18 protein-coding genes, 1 tRNA gene and 3 pseudogenes are annotated in these 25,020 nt (G+C 63.6%); 18 read left to right on the top strand and 4 right to left on the bottom strand.

The annotated features are described in order from the left end of the window. The first annotated feature begins 1 nt into the window (after position 1). From K1X41_RS05710 to K1X41_RS05680, 7 genes and pseudogenes are all read left to right on the top strand, one after another. Positions 2-865: a segregation and condensation protein A gene (locus tag K1X41_RS05710; RefSeq protein ID WP_220175537.1), complete on the top strand. Its 864-nt coding sequence runs from the start codon at positions 2-4 to the stop codon at positions 863-865. After that, entirely contained in the window at positions 858-1,667 is an 810-nt protein-coding gene (scpB, locus tag K1X41_RS05705) for an SMC-Scp complex subunit ScpB (protein ID WP_220175536.1), read from the top strand. Before K1X41_RS05710 ends, scpB begins: the two co-directional genes overlap by 8 nt. Before the next feature lie 154 nt (positions 1,668-1,821). After that, a pseudogene (locus K1X41_RS05700) lies at positions 1,822-2,529 on the top strand (pseudouridine synthase); the annotation flags it as partial. Positions 2,530-2,939: 410 nt separating this feature from the next. Then, positions 2,940-4,049 (top strand): prephenate dehydrogenase, encoded by a 1,110-nt coding sequence (locus K1X41_RS05695; protein WP_220175535.1) that lies wholly within the window; start codon positions 2,940-2,942, stop codon positions 4,047-4,049. Continuing rightward, a complete protein-coding gene (cmk, locus tag K1X41_RS05690; protein WP_220175534.1) occupies positions 4,034-4,816 on the top strand; it encodes a (d)CMP kinase in 783 nt (260 codons plus the stop codon). Before K1X41_RS05695 ends, cmk begins: the two co-directional genes overlap by 16 nt. Then, positions 4,813-6,384 carry a ribosome biogenesis GTPase Der gene (gene der, locus K1X41_RS05685; protein WP_132204153.1) on the top strand — a complete coding sequence of 524 codons (1,572 nt, stop codon included), beginning with the start codon at positions 4,813-4,815 and terminating at the stop codon, positions 6,382-6,384. The genes cmk and der overlap by 4 nt, the downstream gene beginning before the upstream one ends. 317 nt (positions 6,385-6,701) lie before the next feature. Further along, on the top strand, positions 6,702-7,625 hold the full coding sequence (locus K1X41_RS05680) for a DUF817 domain-containing protein (protein WP_220175533.1): 924 nt from the start codon (positions 6,702-6,704) through the stop codon (positions 7,623-7,625). On the opposite strand, the gene K1X41_RS15420 is transcribed toward K1X41_RS05680, so the two are convergent. Continuing rightward, entirely contained in the window at positions 7,622-8,107 is a 486-nt protein-coding gene (locus tag K1X41_RS15420; protein WP_258566667.1) for a DUF4190 domain-containing protein, read from the bottom strand. The two genes, K1X41_RS05680 and K1X41_RS15420, sit on opposite strands and share 4 nt — an antisense overlap. A 215-nt stretch (positions 8,108-8,322) precedes the next feature. On the opposite strand from K1X41_RS15420, the gene K1X41_RS05670 reads away from it, so the two are divergent. Beyond that, a complete protein-coding gene (locus tag K1X41_RS05670; RefSeq protein WP_220175532.1) occupies positions 8,323-8,982 on the top strand; it encodes a maleylpyruvate isomerase family mycothiol-dependent enzyme in 660 nt (219 codons plus the stop codon). Positions 8,983-9,057: 75 nt separating this feature from the next. Here the strand turns inward: K1X41_RS05670 and K1X41_RS05665 are convergent, their stop codons facing one another. Both K1X41_RS05665 and K1X41_RS05660 read right to left on the bottom strand, forming a co-directional pair. Beyond that, positions 9,058-10,605: an MFS transporter gene (locus K1X41_RS05665; protein ID WP_133615785.1), complete on the bottom strand. Its 1,548-nt coding sequence runs from the start codon at positions 10,603-10,605 to the stop codon at positions 9,058-9,060. A 344-nt stretch (positions 10,606-10,949) separates the two neighbouring features. Then, on the bottom strand, positions 10,950-11,672 hold the full coding sequence (locus K1X41_RS05660) for a TetR/AcrR family transcriptional regulator (protein ID WP_220175531.1): 723 nt from the start codon (positions 11,670-11,672) through the stop codon (positions 10,950-10,952). Positions 11,673-11,843: 171 nt separating this feature from the next. Between K1X41_RS05660 and rraA the strand changes: the two genes are divergently transcribed. Continuing rightward, positions 11,844-12,314 (top strand): ribonuclease E activity regulator RraA, encoded by a 471-nt coding sequence (gene rraA, locus K1X41_RS05655; RefSeq protein ID WP_133615788.1) that lies wholly within the window; start codon positions 11,844-11,846, stop codon positions 12,312-12,314. A gap of 622 nt (positions 12,315-12,936) precedes the next feature. Beyond that, positions 12,937-13,410: pseudogene (locus K1X41_RS15415) on the top strand (lysoplasmalogenase family protein); the annotation flags it as partial. 58 nt (positions 13,411-13,468) lie between these two features. On the opposite strand, the gene K1X41_RS05650 reads toward K1X41_RS15415, so the two are convergent. Beyond that, on the bottom strand, positions 13,469-14,467 hold the full coding sequence (locus K1X41_RS05650) for an NUDIX domain-containing protein (RefSeq protein WP_220175530.1): 999 nt from the start codon (positions 14,465-14,467) through the stop codon (positions 13,469-13,471). A 296-nt stretch (positions 14,468-14,763) separates the two neighbouring features. Between K1X41_RS05650 and K1X41_RS05645 the strand changes: the two genes are divergently transcribed. From K1X41_RS05645 to K1X41_RS05610, 8 genes and pseudogenes are all read left to right on the top strand, one after another. Continuing rightward, positions 14,764-14,840 (top strand) — tRNA-Pro (locus tag K1X41_RS05645). Positions 14,841-15,019: 179 nt separating this feature from the next. Further along, on the top strand, positions 15,020-15,265 hold the full coding sequence (locus K1X41_RS05640; RefSeq protein WP_220175529.1) for a helix-turn-helix domain-containing protein: 246 nt from the start codon (positions 15,020-15,022) through the stop codon (positions 15,263-15,265). Between the two features lie 4 nt (positions 15,266-15,269). Further along, positions 15,270-16,235 (top strand): annotated as a pseudogene (locus K1X41_RS15925) (tyrosine-type recombinase/integrase); the annotation flags it as partial. A gap of 110 nt (positions 16,236-16,345) precedes the next feature. Then, positions 16,346-17,598, top strand: a protein-coding gene (locus K1X41_RS05630) for an IS3 family transposase (RefSeq protein WP_258566719.1) whose coding sequence is annotated in 2 segments (ribosomal slippage) — positions 16,346-16,637 and positions 16,637-17,598 — 1,254 coding nt in all. Because the reading frame shifts where the segments join, the coding sequence is not laid out codon by codon here. Between the two features lie 61 nt (positions 17,599-17,659). Then, complete coding sequence (locus K1X41_RS05625; protein WP_220175528.1) at positions 17,660-18,274, top strand: SAM-dependent DNA methyltransferase; 615 nt, start codon at positions 17,660-17,662, stop codon at positions 18,272-18,274. Beyond that, positions 18,271-19,959, top strand: coding sequence for an Eco57I restriction-modification methylase domain-containing protein (locus K1X41_RS05620; protein ID WP_220175527.1), 1,689 nt, complete (start codon positions 18,271-18,273; stop codon positions 19,957-19,959). The genes K1X41_RS05625 and K1X41_RS05620 overlap by 4 nt, the downstream gene beginning before the upstream one ends. Next, positions 19,956-22,157: a GmrSD restriction endonuclease domain-containing protein gene (locus K1X41_RS05615; protein ID WP_220175526.1), complete on the top strand. Its 2,202-nt coding sequence runs from the start codon at positions 19,956-19,958 to the stop codon at positions 22,155-22,157. Before K1X41_RS05620 ends, K1X41_RS05615 begins: the two co-directional genes overlap by 4 nt. After that, positions 22,154-24,583 carry a GIY-YIG nuclease family protein gene (locus tag K1X41_RS05610; protein ID WP_220175525.1) on the top strand — a complete coding sequence of 810 codons (2,430 nt, stop codon included), beginning with the start codon at positions 22,154-22,156 and terminating at the stop codon, positions 24,581-24,583. The genes K1X41_RS05615 and K1X41_RS05610 overlap by 4 nt, the downstream gene beginning before the upstream one ends. Positions 24,584-25,020 lie beyond the last annotated feature (437 nt).

The raw sequence follows: 25,020 nt of genomic DNA, 5'->3' as shown, positions 1-25,020 counted from the left end.
CATGGCAGCGCTCGACACGAACCAGGAGCCGGGCGTGCGCGATGCGTCCGGAGACACGAGCGCGCCACAATCCACCGCAGGCGATGAGTTCCGCGTCTCGCTTGAAGTGTTCGACGGGCCGTTCGACCTGCTGCTCAACCTCGTCGGAAAGCACGAACTCGATATCACTGAGGTCTCACTGAGCCTCGTCACTGACGAGTTCATCTCCTACCTTGCGACCTTCGAGGGGCAGGGAATCGCTGAACTCGATCGCGCCTCCGAATTCCTCGTCGTTGCCGCCACGCTGCTCGATCTCAAGATCGCGAGCCTCCTGCCGCAGGGTGAAGCGGTTGACGCTGAAGACATCGCGCTGCTCGAGGCGCGCGACCTCCTGTTCGCGCGGCTGCTGCAGTACCGCGCGTTCAAACAGGCGAGCGCCTGGTTCCGCACTCAGCTGGCAGCTGAGGAATCGCGCCATCCGCGGCTCGTGCCGCTCGATGCGAAGTACCGCGAGCGCACGCCAGAACTCGTGTGGACGCTCTCGCTCGCCGACTTCACGGCGATCGCCGCTCTCGCCTGCGCCCCGCGCGAGATCCCGACTATCGGCCTCGATCACCTCCACGCTCCGCTGGTCTCGATCCGGGAGCAGGCGGCGATAATCGTCTCTTCCCTTCGCTCGGGCGGCGCACGGAGCTTCCGCGAACTCATTGCGGGGGTGACAGAACCCGGTGTGGTCGTCGCCCGCTTCCTCGCAATCCTTGAGCTCTACCGTCGCGCTGCAGTCACCTTCGAGCAGGCAGAGCCGCTCGGCGAGTTGCTCGTGCAGTGGACGGGCGAGAGCTGGTCCGACGATGAACTCGCAACACTGGGGAATGACTATGACTGATCAAGCGAGCGCACCCGACCGCGATGACAGCCGCGACCACGATGACGGCGGCGACCACATCGATGGGTCCGAGCATGCTCCGTCCAGCTCGTCGGAGCAGCGGTCGGAGACTCCCCAGGAAACGCAGGGGAGCGTGAGCGACGATCTCGCCGCCGTCCGCGCGGCGCACACGCTCACGCAGCAGCTCGAGGCACTGCTCATCGTTGCAGACGAGCCGCTGAGCGCAGTGGCCCTCGCAACCGCCACTGATCGCCCGGTGCGCGAGGTTCGGGCGGCACTTGTGGCGCTCGCCGCAGAGTTTGATGGTGTGGGCGCAGACGCAGATTCCAGCGGCGGATCGAGCGCCGGATCGGGATCCGGATCGGGATCGGGATCCGGATCCGGCGCAGGTTCTGGTGCAGGCGCAGCCCGCGGCTTTGAGCTGCGCGAGGTCGCTGGTGGGTACCGGTTCTACGTCCGTGAGAGCCTGGACCCACTGATCGCAGATTTCGTGCACCAGCAGAGCCCGGCGCGGCTCTCGCAGGCCGCACTTGAGACACTCGCCGTGATCGCCTACCGCCAGCCGATTGCGCGCGGTGCGATCGCCTCCATCCGTGCCGTCAACGTTGACTCCGTGGTCCGCACGCTGCTCGCGCGCGGACTGATCACCGAGGTCGGCCACGACCCGGAGACGACCGCCACGCTGTACGGCACCTCAGACGCACTGCTTGGACACCTCGGTATCGGGGACATTTCCGAGCTGCCACCGATCGCTCCCTTGCTGGACGATCCATCAGAAGGGTTTGCACATGAGTCGCTCTGAATCGGGCCTCGGCGGGACGTTCTCCGTCGACGGCAAGGAGGTCGAGATCGACCTGGCCGAGTTCGGCTGGCCAGCGGATCGCCCCGCCTACACGGACGACGAGGACGACGAACGCGGCGGCGACCAGCCAGCAGCGCACGAGGACGACGGCCGGATTCGGCTTCAGAAGGCTCTGGCGCACGCCGGAATCGCTTCCCGCCGCGCCTGTGAGACGCTGATTACGAGTGGGCGGGTCACGGTCAACGGTGAGACCGAGCGCGAGCTCGGATCCCGCATCGATCCGACCACGGATGAGGTGCGCGTCGATGGCGTCGTTGTGCAGCTCGACGCCACGAAACGCTACTTCGTGCTCAACAAGCCGCGCGGCGTGGTCTCCACGATGAGTGACGAGAACGGCCGTCCCGATCTGCGAGAGTTCACCGAGCAGGTGGAAGATCGGCTCTACAACGTCGGTCGGCTTGACACGGACACGAGCGGGCTGCTGATCCTCACCAACGACGGCGAGCTCGCGCACCGCCTCGCGCACCCCAGTTTCGGAGTGCAGAAAACCTACATCGCGAAGGTGCGCGGCCGCGTCACCCCCGCGGTGATCCAGCGCCTGAAAGACGGCGTCGAACTCTCGGACGGCCCGATCCACGCCGACAGGGCGAAGCTGCTGCCAGACGGATCAGGGAGCGCGCACTCGCTCGTTGAGCTCACGCTGCACTCCGGTCGCAACCGGATCGTGCGCCGGATGCTCGCCGAGGTGGGGCACCCCGTCGTTGAGCTCGTGCGCCGTCAGTTCGGTCCGCTGCACCTCGGCACCCTGCGCGTGGGCGAGATGCGTGAGCTGGCTCCCGCTGAGCGCGGGGCGCTCCTCTCGGCCACTTCGGTAGACGACGCGAACGATACGTCTGGTGGCAAGCGTGGCTCGCGCCGGCCGGTGACCTCGGGGCGGCCAGGCGATGGCAAGGGCGCGCAGGGCATGCGCGGGATCGCAGCCAAGGGCAATCCGCACGGACGTCGCGGCTCAGGCGGCGAGACCCGTGGTGGGAGCGGCGAGGCACGCGGAGCCGGAGGCTCTGGCGGATCCGGTGGGGCTGGTGGCGCTGGCCGAGCCGGAGGCGCTGGCGGAGCTGGACGCAACGGCGGTGGGCGCGCGGGAGGCAGCACGTCTGGCGGCGGCCCTCGCGGCGGCAACTCCGGTGGCGGCACGCGGGACAGCGGTGGTCCTCGTGATGACAGGCGTGGCGGCGGGAACTTCGGAGGCGGCCAGCAGCGCCGCGGGCAGCGATGAGCGCGGCACCGAAGGGGGACGGGGCCCGAGCAGCGCGCACCCGTGGCCCCGTCCACGTGATCGGCGCTGGCCTGCTCGGCGCCAGTGTCGGTCTCGGCTTGCGTGAGCGCGGCATCGACGTCACCCTCGAAGATCTCTCACCCACCACAGTGGCGCTGGCTGCCGACTACGGAGCCGGCCGAGTGCGCACCGCGGCTGATCCAGCACCCGCGATTGTGATCGTGGCGACCCCGCCCGACGTCGCTGCAGACGCGGTCGAGCGCGCCCTCACGAGCTTCCCGAGCGCAGTAGTGACCGACGTGACGAGCGTGAAACTCGCACCGCTCCTCGAGCTCACCAGGCGCGGTGTCGACCTCACAAACTATGTCGGTTCGCACCCCATGGCCGGACGCGAGCGCGGTGGCGCGATCATGGCGCGCGCCGACCTCTTCGTGGCGCGCCCCTGGGTGATCTGCCGCGACGAAGCGACCCCCGCCGAAGCTCTCACCCTCGTTGAGGGGGTCGCACTCGACCTGGGCGGCGTGCTGATCGAGATGACCCCGGAGGAGCACGACCGTTCCGTCGGACTGGTCTCGCACCTGCCGCAGGTGGTGTCGAGTCTGCTCGCAGCCCGCCTCGTGCCCGCCACAGAACAGGCGATCGGCCTCGCCGGTGGCGGCTTACGCGACACGACACGGATCGCGGCGAGCGACCCCGAACTCTGGATGCAGATTCTCGGTGCAAACCGGGAGCCGGTGGTAGAACTCCTCGACGCCTTCGGAGCGGATATCGCAGCGTTCGCCGATGCTCTGCGCGATCCCGCGCAAACCGGGGCGAAACGGCGGATTGCTGATCTCCTCGCGGCCGGGAATCGTGGCGTTGGTCGGATCCCCGGCAAGCACGGATCGTCCGAGCGATTCACCACGATTACGGTGCTGATCGACGATACGCCGGGCCAGCTGGGACTCCTGCTCACCGAACTCGGAGAACTGGGCATTAACATGGAAGACTTGCGCCTAGAGCACTCGCCGGGCGCGCAGATTGGTTTTGCGGAAATCGCAGTCCTGCCAGAGGTGGCGGAGCGGGCGATCACTGATCTGGTCGAACGTGGATGGAGGACGCTGTGATTGACGCTGAAATCGGGGGGACCCCCAGGAGTGCCGCACCCGAGCCCATTCTCGTTGCGATCGACGGCCCCGCCGGGAGCGGCAAGTCCAGCGTCTCGCGTGCCGCAGCGGAGCGCCTGGAGTTCGGAATCCTGGACACGGGAGCTGCGTACCGCGCCCTCGCCTGGACGGCCCGCCGGATCGGGCTCGATCTCGATGACACTGCTGCGATGGAGACGCTGCTCGACGCGTGGACATACCGAATCACGATGCGCGGCGCACAGCACGTCACAGTGTCCGTCACTGGTGGCCTCAGCGCTGCCGTGCCGCAGCTCACCGCGCCGACCGACATCACGGCTGAGATCCGCGACAACGCGATCAGCGGCCAGGTGAGCCGCGTGTCGAAGCTCCCCGTGGTGCGGGAACGCCTAAACCGGATGTTCCGAAACGCGGTCGCAAACTCGGGGCTGCCCGGAGTCGTCATCGAGGGCCGCGACATCACGACCGTGGTTGCTCCCGATGCTCCCGTGCGGATCCTACTCACCGCGACGCCCGAGGTGCGGGCTGCCAGACGAGCGGGAGAACTGCCCGGCCTCACGCCCGAACACGTGCTCGCCGATCTGCAAGCGCGCGACGCGAAGGACGCCCTCGTGGTGGACTTCATGAACCCCGCACCGGGGGTCACGCTCGTAGACACGAGCAACCTGAACTTCGAACAGTCTGTACAGGCTGTGGTCGATATCGTACGAGCGGCGCAGGGCGCTGCAGAAGAGAAGAGCGAACTATGAGCACGGAACCGAAGGGCGCCGCAGGCGCCGACGCGAACGAAACTGAGGTGTTCGACGCGTCCGCGATCGACGCCACCGAGATCATTGTGGGCGAGGGGTTCACCCCGGAACTCGACACTGACGGGGTGACCGACGAGGAGCGCCTCCGGGCGATGCGCTCGAACCTCGATGGCTTCGACCTCGAAGACGAAGACCTCGTCATCATGAACGAGGACGGCGAGTTCCTCGGCTTCGCCGAGCCGGCTGCCGAAGCGCTGCCGGTCGTCGCCATCGTGGGACGCCCGAACGTCGGCAAGTCCGCGTTGGTGAACCGCATCCTCGGCCGCCGCGAGGCAGTCGTCGAAGACACCCCCGGGGTGACGCGCGACCGCGTGACCTACCCGGCGGAGTGGAACGGGACGCGATTCTCGCTCGTCGACACGGGCGGCTGGGAACCCGATGCTCGCGGCCTCGACGCGTCTGTTGCGCTGCAGGCTGAGGTGGCCATTGAACTCTGCGATGCCGTGCTGTTCGTCGTCGACTCTCGCGTGGGCCCGACCGCCACGGATGAGCACGTAGTGCAGTTGCTGCGCCGCACCGACAAGCCCGTATTCCTCGTTGCCAACAAGGTCGATGACGTGGTGCTCGAGCCAGAGGCCGCACAGCTCTGGTCGCTGGGTCTTGGCGAGCCGCACGCGGTTTCCGCGCTGCACGGCCGCGGCGTTGCTGACCTGCTCGACAAGGTGATCGCCGGACTCCCGGAGGAGTCTGCGGTCGCGATGCCGAAGCTCACCGGCCCGCGCCGCGTTGCGCTGCTCGGACGCCCGAACGTGGGCAAGTCGAGCCTCCTGAACAAGGCTGCTGGCGAGGAGCGCGCCGTCGTCTCCGATCTCGCAGGCACCACGCGCGATCCGGTGGATGAGCAGGTAGAGATCGCAGGCCGTGTCTGGACCTTCGTGGACACCGCCGGTATTCGCCGCCGCGTGCACCTGCAGAAGGGCGCTGACTTCTACGCATCGCTGCGCACCGCAGCCGCGCTGGAAAAGGCTGAGGTTGCCGTCGTGCTCATCGACGTGACGCAGGAGATCAGCGACCAGGATCTGCGCATCATCGACCTCGTGCTCGAGTCGGGCCGCGCGCTCGTGCTTGCGTTCAACAAGTGGGATCTGCTCGACGACGATCGCCGCCGCTACCTCGAGCGGGAGATCGAACAGGATCTCGCGCACGTTGACTGGGCGCCCCGCGTCAACATCTCGGCGCGCACTGGCCGCCACCTCGAGAAGCTTGTTCCTGCGCTGGAGCGCGCGCTCGAGTCGTGGGATACGCGTATCCCGACGGCGAAGTTCAACGCGTTCGTCGCTGAGCTCGTGCAGGAGCACCCGCACCCGCTGCGCGGAGGCAAGCAGCCGAAGATCCTGTTCGGCACGCAGGTGCAGAACCGCCCGCCGACATTCGTGCTGTTCACCTCGGGCTTCCTGGATCCCGGCTACCGCCGCTTCATCCAGCGCCGCCTGCGCGAGCGCTACAACTTCGAGGGCACGCCCATCGTGATCAACATGCGCATTCGCGAGAAGCGCGTCCGCGCGTAGCCGGTCCTGGTTCCAGGCCCCGGGCACCCATGTGGGTGGCCGGGGCCTGTGGCGTTTCCGGGGCCGCTCGCGGGGTGTTGCCGGGGCTGGGACGTTGGGGCTGGGCGCATCGCCTGCCCCCGGATCCTGCACCCCCGATCCTGGCCCCCGATCCCGCAGCCACGATCCTGGCCCCCGATCCCGCAGCCACGAGAGCATGGGTGTTTCACGAGAGCACGGCCAAATTCCCGTGTTTTCCCCCTTCCCTCGTGAAACACCCCTTCTCTCGTCGCCGAGGCCCGGGCGCAGCCCCAGCAAGGCTGTCGTAGGGTAAGTGGATGGATTCACCTGGCGCAGCGAACGACAGCGCCGCGAGCACCCTGACCCCGCTCGAGCGGGCAATCGACCGGGCGGCGCATCGCGTGCTCGCCAACGCGCCGGCCAGGGGTGTGCGGTCCGTGCTCGTGGAGTGCGCCGTGTTCGTGCTGAAACAAGCGTGGGCATGCATCTTCGGCGCGTTGCTGCTGGTCGCGATCGTCGCCGCGCGGCTGTGGTACCCGGACGACGCGATCCTGGCGCGCAATGACGCCCTCACCATTGCCGCGATCCTGATCCAGATCGGTATGCTCGCGTTCAAGCTCGAAAGCGGTCGAGAGTTGTGGGTGATTCTGCTGTTCCACATCGCTGGCACCGCGATGGAAGTGTTCAAGACCGACGTGGGTTCCTGGTCGTATGAGGCGGAGGGCTTCCTGCACATTGGTGCGGTTCCCCTGTTTAGCGGGTTCATGTACGCCGCGGTGGGCTCGTACATGGTGCGCGTGTACCGGCTGCACCATCTCCGCTTCACCCGCTATCCGGCGATCTGGGCAACCACCATCGTGGCTGCCGCGATCTACGCAAACTTCTTCGCGCACCACTTCATCGTGGATCTGCGCTGGGCGCTGATTGTCGTCGTGCTGCTGCTGTGGGGGCGCACGATCATGCACTTCCGCGTGTGGCGCGTGACGCTGCGTGTTCCGGTGCTGCTCGTGTTCGTCGGCGTCGCGGTGTTCATCTGGTTCGCGGAGAACATCGGGACCTGGGCCGGCGCGTGGCTGTACCCGCATCAGACGGGCGGGTGGGAGCTGGTCTCGCCGCAGAAGCTTGTGGCGTGGTTCCTGCTCATGATCATCTCCGTGGTCATGGTGACATGGGTGTACCCGCCGCGCGATGTGGACGCGGCGGGTACGGATGCCTCGGATCTGGATCCGGTGCCGGCTTAGAACCCGGTGAAGGGGATCGCGAGGAGCCCTGCGCCCAGGATCGTGACACCGATGAGCATGCCGATCGCGGTGAAGGCGAGCATGATGCCGTTCAGCCACACGCCCCACAGCGCCAGGGTGCGCTCGGTGGTGTGGCGACGCAGTGCGATGATGCCGAAGACGAGGCCCGCGATCGGAGCGAGGAATGTCCAGCCGCTCACGATCGAAGCGATGCCGAGCACGAAGCTGACGATTGCGAAGATACGCACGGTCTCTGGGCTGGACTTGCCAGCCGCGGAGGCGGTGCCTGCGGGGCCGACGGCACCTGTGGCTCCGGAGCCACCTGCGGCACCGGCAGGAGCTGCTGGTACCGTGTACGGCGCCTGGGTCGCATAGCCGGAGTCGCCGTAGGCGGGGTGTGCGAAGCTGGGGTCCGGGTAAGCGGTGGTGCCCTGATCGCTCTGCGTGGGAGTGACTTCGGGGAGGCTCGCGGTGGTGTTCATGGTGCTCTCCTTTCGAGAGATCGGCGGGTCTGGGGTTCGTCCCCGTCCTGATACTTCAAAGCTACGGCGGCACCGGGGTGTGGCGCGTCCACCCCCGGTATCGAGCGGGTGATACTCGAGTACCGTGCGCTGAGATACCGGGGGCTCACGGGTGTAGCGAAGGGGATCGCGTAGGCTCTCCCACAGCACATCGACCACTCACCTGGAGGCACCTCGTGACTCTCACACCAGCCGCGTACTGGGAGCTGATCCACGCCGAGCGTGCGCGAGTGGTCGCTATGCTTGAGCGGCTCACCCCGGAGCAGTGGGCTGCGAGATCGCTCTGCGCGGAGTGGAACGTGGAGCAGGTCACTGCACACCTCACCGCAGCGGCTCACACGGGCACAGCGGCTTGGGTGCGGAGCATCGTGTTGGCCGGGTTTGACCCGGGGCGTCACAACGCGCGCAGGCTCGCTGAACGGCTGGGGGAGACACCCGTTGAGACGCTGGATCAGCTGCGTGCATCTCTCACGTTGACTGTGGCACCAACGAAGGACTACGCCGCCTGGCTCGGCGAGGTGATCGTGCACGGGCAGGACATCGCGCGGGCGCTCGGGATCGAACTGGTGCCGGATCCGGCAGCGGTGCGCGAAGTGGCTGAGTTCTACGCCGCGAAAGACTTCGCCGTGAACAGCAAGAGCCAGGTGCGCGGGCTGCGGCTCGAGGCGAGCGACGGCGCCGATCCGAGCGATCCTGCGTCCCGATTCAGCACCGGTACCGGGCCCGTGGTGCGCGGCCCGCTGCTGGATCTCGTGCTCGCGATGGCGGGCCGCCCGTCTGCCTGCGAGCGGCTCGACGGTGAGGGTGCGGCGGAATTGCGGAAGAGGCTCGACTAGCGGGAGCGAGGTCGAAAACAACGCGGGCCGACGTTGAATCAGAGGATCCAACACCGGCCCGCATCGCCCCACGCGCTAGTGCGTTGCCTTGGACACGTCGGTGCCCCTGGGGGTGAGGAAGAACACCGCTGCTGCGACCACGAACATCACGATGCCGCCCGTGATCCCCGTCCACTGCAGCGCGTGTGTGAACGCGACGCCGGCTTCGGTGGCCAGGGCCGGTACCTGCAGCTCGTCCGCGATCGACACCGCGGCGCCGAGCGATTCACTGGCCTGCCCCGCGAGCTTTGGATCGATGCCGGTGAGCACCTGCGAGCCGATGAGCTCTGCACGGTACAGTAGCGCTGCAACGCTGCCGAGGATTGCGACGCCGAGCACCGCGCCCAGCTCGTAGGAGGTCTCCTCGATCGCGCCAGCGCTGCCAGCCTTCTCCTCCGGTGAGCCGTGCATGATCATGGCGGAGCCGATCGCGAGCGAGCCGCTGCCGAGGCCCACGAGGGCGAGTGCGATGATCACGGTCAGGTTGGTCAGTGTGCCCGGCTGGATGCCCACGAGCAGCATGCCGATTGCCGCCGCCGCGATCCCGCCAGCGAGCACCGCGCGTGCACCGATGACCCGGGCCAGCGGGGGAGCGGCGAGCGAGGCGATGGCACCAGCGATCGCGATCGGGAACAGCCGGATCCCCGCTTCAACGGGTGACGCACCGTCGACGAGCTGCATCCACTGCGCCACGAGCAGCAGTGCGGCCACCATAGCGAAGGTCGAGCCGAGCGCTGCCAGCACACCCGCGGAGAACGCGCGGTTGCGGAACAGCTTGAGTTCCAGCAGCGGTGAGGTGCTGCGCATGCAGCGCAGTACGAACCAGGTGAGCAGCGCGGCACCGGCGAAGAACGCGATGAGCGCCTCCGGCACCAGGAAGCTCGCTTCCTTGCCGAACGTCTTGATGGCCCACACGAGCAGCGTCATCCCCACGAGGGAGAGCAGCGCGGCGAACGCGTCCCAGCGTCCCACGTTCTTCACGCGCGACTCTGGCAGGATCAGGGCGCCAGCGACGACACCGATCACCATGAGTGGCACGTTGATGAGGAATGCTGCGTGCCACGAGAAGTGCTCGAGCAGGACCCCGCCGATCAGCGGCCCGACGGCGGCGCCCAGGCTCGACACCGCAGCCCAGATACTCAGGGCAGTGGCGCGCTCCTTCGGATCGGTGAAGATGACTCGGATCAGCGAGAGAGTGATCGGCATGATCATCGCGCCGCCGATGCCGAGCAGCGCGCGGATCCCGATCACGGCCTCTGCGCTGTTCGCCAGCAGAATCAGCAGCGACGCTCCGCCGAAGATGGTGTAGCCGAGCAGCAGCATCCGCTTGCGGCCCCAGCGATCAGCGATCGCCGCGAAGGAGACGAGCAGCCCCGCGAGCACGAGCGAGTACACGTCAATGATCCAGAGCTGCTGATCCGAGGTGGGGTGCAACTCAGCGGCCATCTCGGGCAGCGCGATGTTCAGGATCGTCATGTCCATGATGATCACGAGCAGGCTTGCCGTGAGTACTGCGACTGCCGCCCAGCGGCGGCCGCGGCTGAGGAGCTGCGCGGGGGCCTGGGGTGCGGGAGGGGTGGACATTGGTCCTGCCTTTCGACGGTGGTGGGGTGGTGTTGGAGATGGTGGCCGGGTGCCGCAGCCTCCGGCTGGGTGAGGCGAAACGAGCGACCGTGCCGGGGGGCGATGAGCGTGGAACCGGGTGAGGCGCCGAACGGGTTGGCGATCTTGGCGATCTTGTCGAGTTCAGTCGAGTTGGTCGAGCTTTCGCACGAGTGAAGGGATCCGAGGAGGGTGCCTGCGCGGCCGCGGACGTCTGAGTGTGTGCGCGAGTTCCCGTGAGCCGAGTTCCCGTGAGCCGAGGTGCTGGAGCCGAGGTGCGGGAGCGGCGAGGTGCTGGAGGAGCGACGGGGCTGATGAGCCCTGGGCTACGGTGTGCGGTCCGTAGTTCGTCGCTGTCCAGAGACCTCAGTGAGATCGGGTCGATCCCGCACCCCGGTTCGCTCCGGTAACTCCGGGAGATCCGGGAGATCCGGTACCTGCGGCAGCCGGGCCAGTGCGAGGAGCACCCGTGTGAGGTGTTCGCGGCTGAGCGGCTCATCATGGAGGCCGGCGTGGATCGTGGCGCCGTCGAGATAGACCGAGATCGCGAGCGCCGCCTCTGCGCCGACCGGGCCGGTGAGCATGTCGATCAGGCGATCGTTCCACCGCAACGCGAGCGCGCGGAGCCGAGGATCGGTCGTGCCGCTGGTCATGAGGGCGATGTCGGAGAGTACGGTGCGGCGATCGTGGAGGAACGTGACGACGTCGTCGATCACGCGGGTCGGATCGTGTGCAATCTCTGCCACATACGGCTCGATGGTGGCGAGCGACTCGTCGATTTCCTCCGCGAGCTGCTGCAGGGCTGCCTCGCGGAGCTCGTCGATCGATGCGAAGTGCTGGGTGGTGGATCCGAGCGGCACGCCGGCCCGCGCGGCGATGGCGCGGTGGGTGAGCGCCGCGACACCGTGCTCGGCCGCGAGCTCGGCAGCCGCGGCGAGGATCTCGCGGCGGCGTGCTTCCGGATCGCGGCGGCGCGGGGTGGCGGTCGCGGTGTGAGCGCTGGATCCGGGCACCGTGGAGGCGGTCTGCGGATCTACCGACGTGACCATGTGTCCCTCCCCAAGACCTGTACTTATGTACATGTACTTTTGTACACTAGTGGATCGTGTGACGCAAGGTGTCGGGTTCACTGAGAAGCTCCCCCGTTTGTCAGAGGATCCCGGTAGCGTTGTGCGTGTCCGGCGGCCACAAGGTCACCAGACCCAAGGAGGATACGCACAATGGCTCAGATCAGCACGGCCGACCTGTACGACGAACGCGGCGACGAGCTGCAGTCGGTGCCGCTGCAGTTCCAAGACATCGGCGGGATGAGCGGCTTCACTGGCGTCGTTCGCACAGTCCGCTGCTTCCAAGACAACGCCCTGCTCAAGCAGGTGCTCTCGACTCCGGGCGACGGAGCAGTGCTCGTGATCGACGGTGCCGGATCGCTGGCCACTGCGCTCGTGGGTGACGTGATCGCCGGCCTCGCTGTGGATAACGGCTGGTGTGGGCTCATCGTGCACGGTGCGATCCGTGACCGCGTCGCGATTGGCACACTTCCGTTCGGGGTGAAGGCACTCGGGTCGAACCCGGCCAAGTCCACGAAGACGGGTGCTGGTGAGGTCGACGTGGAGGTCGAGTTCGGCGGCGCGGTGTTCCGGCCCGGGGCGACCGTGTGGTGCGACGAAGACGGAATCCTCGTCGAGCGGTAGTCCTGCCTGCTTGCTTGCTTGCTTGCTTGCCTGCCTGCCTGTGTGGGTGCGGGTGTGGGGATGAGTGCCTGTGCCCGCTGTGCCTGCTGTGCCCGCTGTGCCCGCTGGGCCTGTGTCGGCGTAGGCACGAGAGTCGGTGCCGCAGCCGCAGCCGCAGCCGCAGCCGCAGCCGGTGCCGGTACCGGTGCCGCAGCTGCAGCCGGTGCCGGTGCCGCACCCGCAGTCGGTGCCGGAGGCTCGTGACGTGTGCGCCAGTGTCCTTCCCTTACCGATCCCTCCCAGAGGCTAGCGGGCCGGGTCGAGCGGTGTCTCAACACCGACCATGACTCAAGCCGTGGTCGGTGTCGTGGATGCGTGCGGTCTGGCCTGCTCCCGCACAGCGATGATTCGGCCGCCATTCCGCATTTGATCTGCCGGAATTCTGTAGCGAGCTGCCTGAGACACGCCACAATTTTGTGGTGTCGCACACCTGATCCGGCAGTGGATCCCGGGTGCGCAGTAGGATCACACTGTGAGCACTCGGATCCGGGCACTGGTGCCGTTCATTCCCTACATTGCGGTGTCGATCGTGCACGTCGTTGCACGATTTCTTGACCACCCGCTCGACGGGCCAACGAAGCTCATGCTCATGCCAGCACTCGCGCTTGGGGTGATCTGGGCCTCGGCGTCGATCCGGCCGTGGCCGCGCGGTGTGATCGCGCTGCTCGTGGCCTCCGTGCTGTTCTCCTGGCTGGGTGACGGGGCAGCCGTGTTCTTCCCGATGTTCGAGGACGAGCTGCCGATGATGCTGCTCTGCTTCGGGCTCGCGCACGTGGGTTACCTGCTGCTGATGTGGCGGGCGGGCGGTATCGCGGTGCGCCGGATCCCTGTGTGGGCGCCGCTCTACGTGCTCGCATACGTGGCGCTGATCTTGATCCTGATGCCGCACACCGGAGCACTGACGTTCCCGGTAATGATCTATGGGCTACTGCTCGCGGGCACTGCGGCGATGGCGTCACGCTGCGGCCCGGTGATCGCGTGGGGTGGCGCGTGGTTCCTGGTGTCAGACGCGATTCTGTCGCTGCGGATCTTCCTGCCGGAATCGATGCCGGACTGGACGAGCGGGATGGTGATGCTCACCTACACGCTCGGGCAGGGGCTGATCGCCGCCGGAATTACTGCTGCGCTGCGTCGCCGAGCCGCTCAGGAAGCTGCGGGAGGTCTTGCGGATCCTGCAGCGCCTGTTCACCCTGCTGGTCCTGCTGGCTCAGTGGGCCCGGGGGCTCCGGAAGCACCCGAAGTAACTTCTTAGCGCCGCGGGTCGTAGCGGCGCCGGCCGCGAGTACGCGTGCTTTGAGGGCGGCGTCGCTCGTGACGACCGTGGTGATCGCGCTCGCCGCAGTGAGGGATTCGACCTCGGCGACAATTGCGTCGTCGCCCAGTGCCTCGGCGTCAATCACGCGGACGTGTGCGCCGTCGCCAATTCCGCGCGCCGCACCCTCCACCACCATCGTCCACTGAGGGAACGCGTCGGCGAGGTCGGGAATTACCGTTTCGGGGAGGTCGAAGAAGCCGGATCGGATGCTGTTGCCCGCGGCAGCGAACACGTCGATCCGATCCCGCAGCCGCACCGCGGCCGCCCGCCGGTCACGCCACCAACCGTCTGGCACCGCGCCCACCACGTTCGCTGAGTCGACCACGATGGTGGGGGTGTGTCCGAGTAGCGGGCGCAGCAGTCTCCAGCTGGTCGCGAAAGCGGGGTGGAGTTCAAGATCTTCCACCTCGTCGAGCGGAACCCAAGCGAGGGCGTGGCTCTCGGGGTCGGTGATCTCTGGTTCGAAGGGAACGGCGACATCGGCGATGAGCGTGGTGTAGGTCCAGCCACCGCGATCCAGCACGTGGGTGAAACGCGGGATCATCACGTTGTCAGGAACACCGGCCTCCTCCTGCGCCTCACGGATCCCAGCTGCGATGGCCGATTCGTGCTCGTGGCGGGCGCCGCCGGGGATGCCCCAGGTGTCGCCGTGATCACTCCAGGTGACACGGTGCTGCATGAGGATGGCGTTGCGCGCCGGATCGAAGGCGAGCAGGCCTGCGGCGCCGAAACGCCCCCAGTAGCGCCCCCCGTCACTGGCAGTGACCCACGCATCGCCGGCATCTCGAAGGTCGCTCATGCTCCCAGCGTAGTCGGGGGAGCAGCGAGGTGGGCTGGGTGTTGCGGGTGATAGCAGTGAGCGGCGTGGCGGTGTGCGGTGTCTTGTAGCTGGGATGTTGTCGCAGTTGCGCGCTGTGCGGGGCATTAGAAGCCTGCCTAGCCGTAATCCCCTGGTATCCAGTACGGCTGGAGTGGTGACGCGCCCGGGGTGCGTCGAGAACGCGTCGGTGGTCACTGGTTGGCCCGGAGTATGGGTAAGATAGAGGGGTTGCCATGATGGCGGTTCCCCTGCGGGGGCCAAGATCTTGGGTACAACGGGCTGTGGCGCAGCTTGGTAGCGCACCTGACTGGGGGTCAGGGGGTCGCAGGTTCAAATCCTGTCAGCCCGACCAGAAAGTCGCGGAAACTCAAGGGTTTCCGCGACTTTTTAGGTTGTGATATTTGATCCGGCCATCTAATACCCATCTAAAACCCCTCCTGAAATGCCTTCTGAACAGCATTTTGTTCGGTTCGCGAGTGTCGCCTGCGGGTGGTTCCGGTTGTTTGGGAGCGCATTGTGCACCTGGTCTTTATGACCAGCCCAACCCCGCTTCCGTTGCCTCCGCTCGACCTACCGCCACTGCTCGATATCCGCGAGCTGTCGAAATATCTCGGCGTGCCCGTCTCGACGATCTACGACTGGCGCTCGCGCGGTGTCGGCCCGCGTGCGTACCGCTTTGGCAAGCATCTCAAGTTCGCCGTCACGGACGTGACCGAGTGGATCGAAGCGCAGCGCGACCCGGCGCCTTCTGTGCGGACTCGCCCTCCTCAGGGATGACACGATGAGTCGCCCACGCTTGACGATCGGCACTTACGGTGAGGTCACGACCCGTCGTCGCCCGAGCGGACGCGTCGAGGCCCGCGCCCGCTACCGAGACTGGGACGGCGCTACCCGGCTCGTACAGGCGAGCGGCGACACCGCGGCCGCTGCAACCCATGCGCTCAAAGCCAAATGCGTCGACCGCAATCTGATTGCACCGAGTGCGGGGTCACTCACGGCCGACAGCCCGTTCCCCGACCTGGTGGCGTACTGGCTCGAAGACTTCGAGCTGGAGGATCGGCTGGCGACAGCTACTCGGCAACTGTATGAGCGAGACATGCGCACCCTTATGCTGCCCGCGTTCAAGGATCTGACGTTGCGCGAGATCGGGGTCGCCCGATGCGACCAGTTCTTGAAGCGGCTCGCCAAGGATTCGTATTCGAAAGCGAAGCATGCGCGCGTGGTGCTGCGACTCGCCCTCGCGCTGGCGGTGCGACACGAGGTACTGTTGCGCAACCCGGTCGATCATGTTGCGCGGTTGCATCGCGACGTACGGATGCCTGACGCGTTCACGACCGAGGAGATCACCGCAATCCGTGCGGCGATTGCGTATTGGGAAGCCGGACGCGACGTCTCGGGGCCGAAGCCCGACGGGCAACTCGGTGCAATCATCGAGGTCATGCTCGGCACGTCCGCGCGCATCGGCGAGGTGCTTGCAATCCGCCGACAGGATATTGATCTGAGCGTGCCGTCCCTGCGGGTCACCGGAACGATCGTCAGCCCGAAAGCTGAACCGACGGCGCGACAGGATCACCCGAAGACCGCGCGATCGCGACGCACGATTCAACTTCCAGGGTTCGCCGCGACTGCTGTGCAACTGCGGTTGAAGCAACTCGACACAATTGACCCCGACGCGTTGCTGTTCTGCTCCCGCGAGGGCACCCCGCTGACGACGAACAACGTACGTCGTCAGTTGCGCCACGTCATGAACCTGGCGGGAATCGAGGGTGTCACTCCGCACAAGTTTCGGCGTACCGTCGCGACTGAAGCACCCTGGGTTTGTTGGAGGCTCCAGAGTTATGGAACGAGAATGGAGCCATGGTCCAACACAAGAACAAGGGACGCCGCTATTCCACTGAGGAGAAGGCTGCAGCGGTCCGGATGGTGCGAACGCTCCGCGCCGAGCTCGGCACGAGCCAAGGAACGACGTCGCGGGTGGCTGAGCAGCTCGGTTATGGTGTCGAGTCAGTGCGCTCCTGGGTGCGTCAAGCTGACATCGATGACGGTGTGAAAGCTGGGGTGACGACCGACGAGCAGACACGTATGCGAGAGCTTGAACAAGAGGTGCGTGAACTCAAGCGCGCGAATGAAATCCTGAAACGTGCCGCGTCTTTCTTCGGGGCGGAGCTCGACCGCCAACACCGGAGCTAGTGCGATTCATTAACGCGAATAAGGACGATATCGTGGCCGGCCGAAGGCTCGGGGTCGAGCGCACCTGCAGCGTGCTGCAGGTGGCCCCGTCGACGTATTATGCCGCGAATGGCAGACCAGCCTCTGCTCGGCGAATTAGAGATGCAGAGCTCGCGCCCAGACTGCTCGAGCTCTGGGAATCGAACTACTCCGTCTATGGCGTGCGGAAGCTCTGGAAAGCCGCGCAGCGTGCGGGCATCAATATCGGCCGTGATCAGGTCGCCCGGCTCATGAAAGCCCTCGGGATTGAGGGCGTGCGCCGGGACAAGCGCGTGAAAACTACGAAGCCTGACCCGCGAATGCCGCGGCATCCTGATCTCGTGAACCGGGTATTCAGGGCGGATGGGCCGAACCAGTTGTGGGTCACCGATTTGACGTTCGTGCCGACCTGGCAGGGCGTCGCCTACGTGTGCTTCATCATTGACGCATATAGCCGTGCGATCGTGGGCTGGCGGTGTGCGTCGAGCATGAAGACCGAGACGGTACTCGACGCGATCGAGATGGCACGATGGTCACGCGGGAAGCACCTCCCGGCGCTGCGCTGCCATAGCGATGCGGGCAGTCAATTCACGTCTATTCGCTACGGTGAACGCCTCGCGGAGATCGGGGCGACGCCCTCGATTGGGACTGTTGGTGACAGCTATGACAATGCCCTCGCTGAGACGGTGAACGGGTATTACAAGGCTGAGTTGGTGCGCGGGCCAGCGAAGTCGGGGCCGTGGAAAACGATTGACGATCTCGAACTCGCGACACTGGGATGGGTGCACTGGCACAACACGCAGCGGCTCCACGGCTACCTCGGGGACGTGCCTCCGCTCGAGCATGAAGAAAAGTTCTATGCTGGGGTTACCAGCGCCAAAGAACTGGTAGAAATCAAATGAGCTGAGCCTCCACTAAACCCAGGGCGATTCAGTGTCGGTGGTCTACGCCATAATGAAGGGCATGACTGGGGCAAAGATGAGCGGGAGTGTAATGGCGGAACCGCGGCACATCAAATCTCGGGAACGGGTGCGCGACCTCGGCGAGGTATATACACAGCCCCGCGAGGTGAACGCAATGCTTGACCTCATTCCCGACGCGTTCGTCGAAATCGACACCCGCTTTCTAGAGCCGGCGGCGGGTGATGGGAACTTTCTCGTCGCGATTCTGGATCGCAAGATCGCGCTCATCGACGAGAGGAAGTTCGGTGGGACCGCGGACTGGTTTGAGTTCGCACTTCTGCGTTGCGTGGCCTCCATCTATGCAGTTGACATCGATGAGCAAAACGTTCACGAGGCGCGCGAGCGCATGTTGGCGATGATTACGGCAGCGGCTGCCTTCGACGACGGGGATGCCTCAGAGTCATTCCGTCGTGCGGCGCGCGAGATCCTCCGAACGAACATCGTGGTTGGTGACTCGCTGAACGGCGCCGAGCAGATCGTGTTCATTGAGTACTCACCCCTGTCGGGTGAGCGCTTCCAGCGGGTGCCTTCAGAGTTGGAGGCACCCGCGATGGATTTGTTTTACGAACCTCCTGTGCCGTTGCCGACCGTGCATTTCTCGGAGATGGGGGCATGACGAGCACTTTCGTGGCACAGACTCCGGATGCCCACGTTCCGGATGTGCTGGAGACGCTCGCGCAACTACCGAACGACGACGTTTATACTCCACCGAAGGTAGTGGCGGCTATGCTCGACATCTTGCCCGAGCAGGTCTGGTCAGAACCGAGCTACACATGGCTTGACCCTGCAACCAAATCAGGAATCTATCTTCGCGAGGTATTCAAGCGGCTCATGGTCGGTCTCGCTGACTGGGAGCCGGATGGCGAGAAGCGTCGTGCGCACATTTTGCGGCACATGCTCTACGGCGCCGCAACCACGCAGCTTAACGGCGAGATCGCCCGCCGAACGCTCTACCAAACGAAAAACGCGACCGGCACCGAGGTGAAGGACCCGGCGCTGGCTGACCTCATCGTGCACTTCGACGACCCCGACGGGAACATCCCATTCATTGAGACCGAGCACACGCTCGATGATCTCGGGAAATTTAAGGGATCGAAGTGCGAGCGGTGCGGTGCGCCTGCAGCATTAATTAGGGCGCAGCGTGAATCGTTTGCTTACTCATTTATCCACGAAACGTACCCAACGAAGGAGGTGGCCGATATGCAGTTTGACGTGATCATCGGGAACCCGCCCTACCAGATAGGCGTCGAGGGCAACACTCGGACCAAGCCGATTTACAACCTGTTCGTGGAGCGAGCCATCGCGATGAACCCCCGGTACGTGGTGATGATCACGCCGTCTCGGTGGTTCGCCGGAGGTCTTGGTCTCGATGAGTACCGCACCCGGATGATTGCGGATCGCCACCTGAAAATCCTGGTCGATAGCCCAAAGATATTTGATGTGTTTCCCCAGGCGAAAATCCGTGGTGGTGTCTCCTACTTCCTCTGGGATCGCAGTCATGATGGCGACTGCGATTTCACCACCAAGATCGATGGTCGCACGATCTCGACCGCAACCCGTGATCTGCGAGATGGTGATGGTGTTTTACTCCGCGACAATGTTGGAGTAGCCATAGTGAAGCACGTGATGAACCATCACGCTTGGTTCGGATCGATTGAGAAGAACGTATCTACGGGTGTTGCATTTAATGACAATTTCCGCACGAATTACAAGGGCGCTGTGGCTGATGAATTCTCTGGCGCAGTACCTCTGATCTTCGGCACCAAGATCGGGTACGTTCCTCGAGCCGCGATCACGAAGAATGAGGAGTGGGTGAACCGGTGGAAAGTGCTTGTTCCGAATGCTAGTAGTGGCGACACCGCTCTAGACAATAGTGGACGAATTATTGATGTCGTTCTCGGCGAACCGATCGCATTGGCTCCGGGCTCAATTTGTACCCAAAGCTACCTGGTGGCAGGTACTTTTCCAACTCGATCTGAAACCGAGAACTACGCATACTTTCTTGCAACGAAGTTCGCACGTTTTCTTGTGCTTCAGAGAAAAATTTCCCAACACGTGACCGGTGAACGGTTCAAGTTCGTTCCTGATCTCGACTTTACTCGCCGCTGGACAGACACGGATCTCTATGACCGATTCAATCTGACGCAGGAGGAGATCGACTACATCGAGGCATCAATTAAGCCGCGTTCGCTCATCCTCTCGCTCGACTCATCAATCCCGGCGACGCACCTCCCAGGCGGTCGAAAATACCGCGCTGGTGATGCCTCCGCTGACTCGGACGAGAGTGGTGACGACGAGTGAAGACCGACGTAGTCAAGCCAAAGGATGTCTTCTACAACCCGACACAGTTGGTTGTTCCTCTCTTCCAGCGTCCGTATGTCTGGTCAAAAGAGACCCAGTGGGCTCCGTTGTGGCAGGACATCGTCCGCGTCATTGAAATCATTAGCAAGCACAACCCGAACGCGTCACACTTTCTGGGCGCAATCGTCATTCAGCAAGTGCCGACCACACTGGGAGCGCTTCCGACCTGGAATATCATTGACGGGCAGCAGCGTCTCACCACGCTACAGATTCTTCTGGATGCGCTCCACGACCAACTCGTTCACCGCGGCCTGGAACAACTTGCTGGGCAGATTCTTCCGCTGATCGAGAATCCCACGGACTATCGCGCTTCGGAGGAAGATCGATACAAGCTATGGCCGACCAACCGAGACCGTGACGGTTTCGTTGCGGTGATGTCGGCCACCGCTCCCGCCGACTATGACCAGATACTCGCCTCGAGATTGAGCGATGCCCACCGCTTCTTCTCTGAGGAGATTGCTGCATGGCTGGGCGATGATGATGGATCTATCGGTCGCGCACGCACCCTTGTTCCGACCATTTTGGATCGCCTTGAAATCGCCAACATCCGTCTCGAAGTAAACGAAGACGCCCAGGCGATATTCGAGACTCTCAATGCGCGTGGCACCCCGCTTTCAGCCGCCGACCTCATCAAGAATTTTGTGTTCCAAAACCTCGACGCAACACCCGATGCGGCTGAGCAGGCATACCTGAACTATTGGGCAGAGTTTGAGACCCCCTGGTGGGAACAGCAGATCACCACAGGGCGTATCACGAACTCACGGATCTCCCTGTTTCTCTGGCAATGGCTCACTGCGCGAACCCTTAGCGAGTTCCCAATTCGAGAAGTTTTCAGCCAGTTTAAGCATTACGTTAACACCGTCGCCAAGGACGTCTCCGCTCTATTACCGCGGATCAGAGCCGCATCCGATCGCTATCGGGCCATCATCGAGGGGGCAGAGAAGCCGAACGGGCCGCTCAGCAGGGTTGAGTTGTTCAGCTACAGGGTAGGAACGCTGGACTCCGAAGTCGCGCGCCCGCTCATTATCTGGCTGGACGAGCCCGAACAGACGGAGGTATCCGGTTCCGATAAGGGACGCGTACTTGCAACGCTAGAGAGTTGGCTTGTCCGGCGCGCGCTGGTGAAAACCGCCTCACAGGGCGCAAACCGCTTCATCATCGACGTGATCAAACACCTCCGAGAGCAACCGAATGACGCGCTTCCAGAAGCGATCGAGAACTACCTTGCGTCGAACGACACGCCCGTTGGCTACTGGCCAGGAGACGATGAAGTGCGTGATGCGTTAGTGGGGGCAAAGGCGTACACCAAATACCGGCGCGTTCGTCTTCGGATGGTGCTCGAAGCCGTCGAAGACGCCAAACGGGGTTACCCCGATGGTAAGCAGCTCACGATGGGGCCGGTTGTGCGCGAAAAGGGAACCGTTGAGCACCTTATGCCGCAGAAATGGCGGAAACACTGGTCGGCTGATTTGACCGAGGAACAGCAGTTCGTGCGCGACCAGATTCTTCACCAGCTGGGCAACCTCACCCTTGTTACTCAGAAGCTGAACAGCACGATCAATAACGGGTCGTGGCTGTCGAAGCGTGAGCATTTTCTGAACCACGATGATGTGCTCATCACGAAGGATGCGATGAACCTCGCGCCGCTTGAGTGGGACGAGCGCACGATTGAAGCACGAACAGATCAGCTTGCCGAGCAAATCCTTGACATTTGGCCGGTGCCCGTAGGCCACATTGGGCTCCCCGCCGACACCCCACGTCAGCCGACCGAGACTGCGCACGTCTACATTGCACATCTCGTTTCATCGGGCTGGCTCAATGCGGGTACACGTCTGAGGTGCCGTCATCCCAACTCACAATTCGCTGACGCGCTTGCGATCGTGTCGGAGGACGGCTTGCTCTACGTCGGGGACACCGCGTACGACACGCCCTCAGGAGCAGCGACGGCAGCGACTGGAAGAGGGCATAACGGATGGTGGTGGTGGGTCGTCGAGGACACCCAGCGGAGCCTTCAAGACATTCGCGCTGAATATCTGGCCAGCTTGGGTGAAGCAGACGCAGAGATCATTGACGAGACAACCATCGTCGACTCGGTGTTTTCATTCACTGAGAATGATGACGGTGAGGAGATGGAGTGACGAACTACATCTATGCCTACACACACGCGGGAAACGCAAAGTCGTGGCGACGCCCGAATGGGCAAAAAGGTGACTCCTGGATCAAGGTCGGCCAGACCGTAAATCCTGGCATTGACCGGGTCCGGCAGCAGGTCGGTACGGCCTTCCCCGGGCTCCAGGGCGTGGATGTATTGTTTCACTCTGAGCCAGCGACGAAACCAGATGGAACCGACTTTACCGACCACGACGTGCACCGGGTCCTCACCGGCGCCGGTGTGGTGAATCCGGGTGGGGAGTGGTTCGAAGCGACGGAGAGTGAAGTCTGGGCGGCGATCCGTGCCTTGCAGTGCGGCGTTCCATTTGATCCGACGCGCATTCAGGACTTTCCGATGCGGCCTGAGCAGAAAGATGCCGTTGAGCAGACCGCCGCATTCTTCCGGGCGCATGCTGGAGGCACCCCGAAATATCTGTGGAACGCGAAGATGCGTTTTGGCAAGACTTTCACCACCTACCAGCTCGCGAACGCGATGGGATGGACGAAGCTGCTCATCCTCACCTACAAGCCCGCTGTTCGAAGCGCCTGGCGCGACGACCTGCTCGGCCACGTGGACTTCATCGACTGGCAGTATGTGGATCGCGACACCCCGCCGCAAGATGCTGACACGATGATCGATAGCGGCAGACCAACGGCCTGGTTTGCGTCATTTCAGGATGTCATCGGGCGAGATCCTGCGGGCCTACCGAAGCCACGGAACGAGACCCTGCACCTCGTTGACTGGGACTGCATTGTCATTGACGAGTTCCATTTCGGCGCCTCAACCGCTGCCGCACGGGAGGTGTACGACCCGCAAGATAAGTCTGAAGCGGCCATGGCACAGATGTTTGCGAAAGCATCGGAAGTGGCGTCCGACAACGAAGCTGATGTGGTCTTGGAGCCCGACGCTGGGCTGAAAACGAAGTTTCACCTGCACCTCTCGGGCACCCCGTTCAAAGCGATTACCAACGGAGACTACGACGAGTCTGAAGTCTTCAACTGGACCTACATCGACGAACAGCGCGAGAAAGAAAACTGGAATCGTTCGGAGGGGCCGAACCCTTACTCCGAGCTTCCGCAGATGAAGATGTACACCTACGCAATGGGTGCTCCTGCGGGCGACTGGGATGACGGCGGAGAGTTTGCCGGTTTCGACTTGAACACCTATTTCAAGGCGAAGAGGGACAGCGATGCGTACGTCTTCGAGAAGCCGGATTATGTTGCTTCTTTTCTTGACCTGATCCGCGGTAAGAAGGCACTGCCGGAGCGGGTAATAGAAGCGTTCGAGACAAATGCCCAATTTCCCTATGAGGCTGCGGAATTTGCGGATGCCGTGCGGCACTCGGTCTGGTACATGCAGGATGTTGCTGCGTGCGAAGCAATGGCTGAACTGCTGAGGCACGACCCTTACTTCTCGGGGTTCGAAATATATGTCGCCGCGGGCACGAAGGCGAAGATCGGAGCGAAAGCGCTCGAGCCGCTCCAGGCTGCGATCCGTCATGCAGAAGAAGCAGGGAAGTCCGGTTCGATCACGCTCTCGTGCGGCAAACTCATGACCGGCGTGACCGTGCCAGAGTGGTCATCGATCTTCATGCTTCGCTCGCTGAAGGCTCCCGAATCGTACTTCCAGGCCGCGTTTCGGGTGCAGTCTCCGTGGAAGATCGACGGCGAGACCAAGAAACAAACGGCCTATGTGTTCGAGTTTGACCCGAATCGTGCGCTTTCACTCGTGGCACTCTATGGCACAGAGCTGGCCAACAATTCCTCCGACCGGCAAGCCACCCAGGCGTCCGTGCTCGGCGAACTGATCAACTTCCTGCCAATCTTCGCAATTGACGGTGGCCGGATGGAGCAACTCGACGTCCAAGCAATCCTCGACTGGGCACACGGCGGTATCGGCGCGAACGCTCTCGCTCGCCGCTGGCGATCGGTGGATCTTTACAACCTAAACGGCGTCACGATGGATCGGCTCCTCCAAGACGCTGATCTCATCGCCGAGCTGGAGCAGATTGAAGACTTCCGTACGATCCGCGAAGAGGCAGAGAAGATCGTAACGGCATCGAAGAAGCTCACCACCGTGAAGCGCGAGGGCGGTGGAGCGAACGAACAGAAGAAGCCGAAGAAGGAGATCGCCGAGAAGCGTCGTGACCTGCGCAACAAGCTCAAAAAGGTGACGGCGAAGGTACTGATCTTTATGTACCTCACTGACTATCGAGAAGAGCGCCTCGCACACGTCATCGAGTCGCTGGACACCGAGCTGTTCCTTCGATCTACGGGTCTTTCGCTTGAGTCCTATCGGAAGCTCACTGAGATCGGCGTGATCGACGTCGGCAACATGACTGACGCTATCCAAAAGTTCCGTTACTTCGAGAAGAAGAGCGTCGAAGGCCTGGTTTCGGTCGAGAATGAATGATGCGTAAGAAAGGGAAGTTGCTGGAGGGAAGGGCGATCAGTTCTATGCTACTTTGCTTGACCCATCAGAAACCCATCTCAATCACCCGTGACGGACCGCCAACAACCGGGTAGACTAGCCCAAGAGGGATCACTCGATCCCCGGTACGATCAGGGAAAACTCGAGATTTTCGCAAGCTTTCGGTGGTGCTCAAAAACCTCCAAGGGGTCGCAGGTTCAAATCCTGTCAGCCCGACCAATAGCTCCGGAACTACTGCAGGGATCTGCGGTAGTTCCGGAGTCTTTTTTGTTACCCAGAAACTCGCGATTCACCGAATCCCGCTTTGGCCTCACATTGCGAGACGCCTGCACAGGACCCGGCACGAACACCGCGACATCAATAGTTGGTCTCAAGAATCGGCTGATGCGGGAAACCTCTGACCCGATCTGTGTCGTCGA

Source organism: Leucobacter luti (assembly GCF_019464495.1).
GTDB lineage: Bacteria > Actinomycetota > Actinomycetes > Actinomycetales > Microbacteriaceae > Leucobacter > Leucobacter luti_A.
Note: the sequence above shows the minus strand (reverse complement) of the source record. Positions and strands in the feature narration are given on the sequence as shown.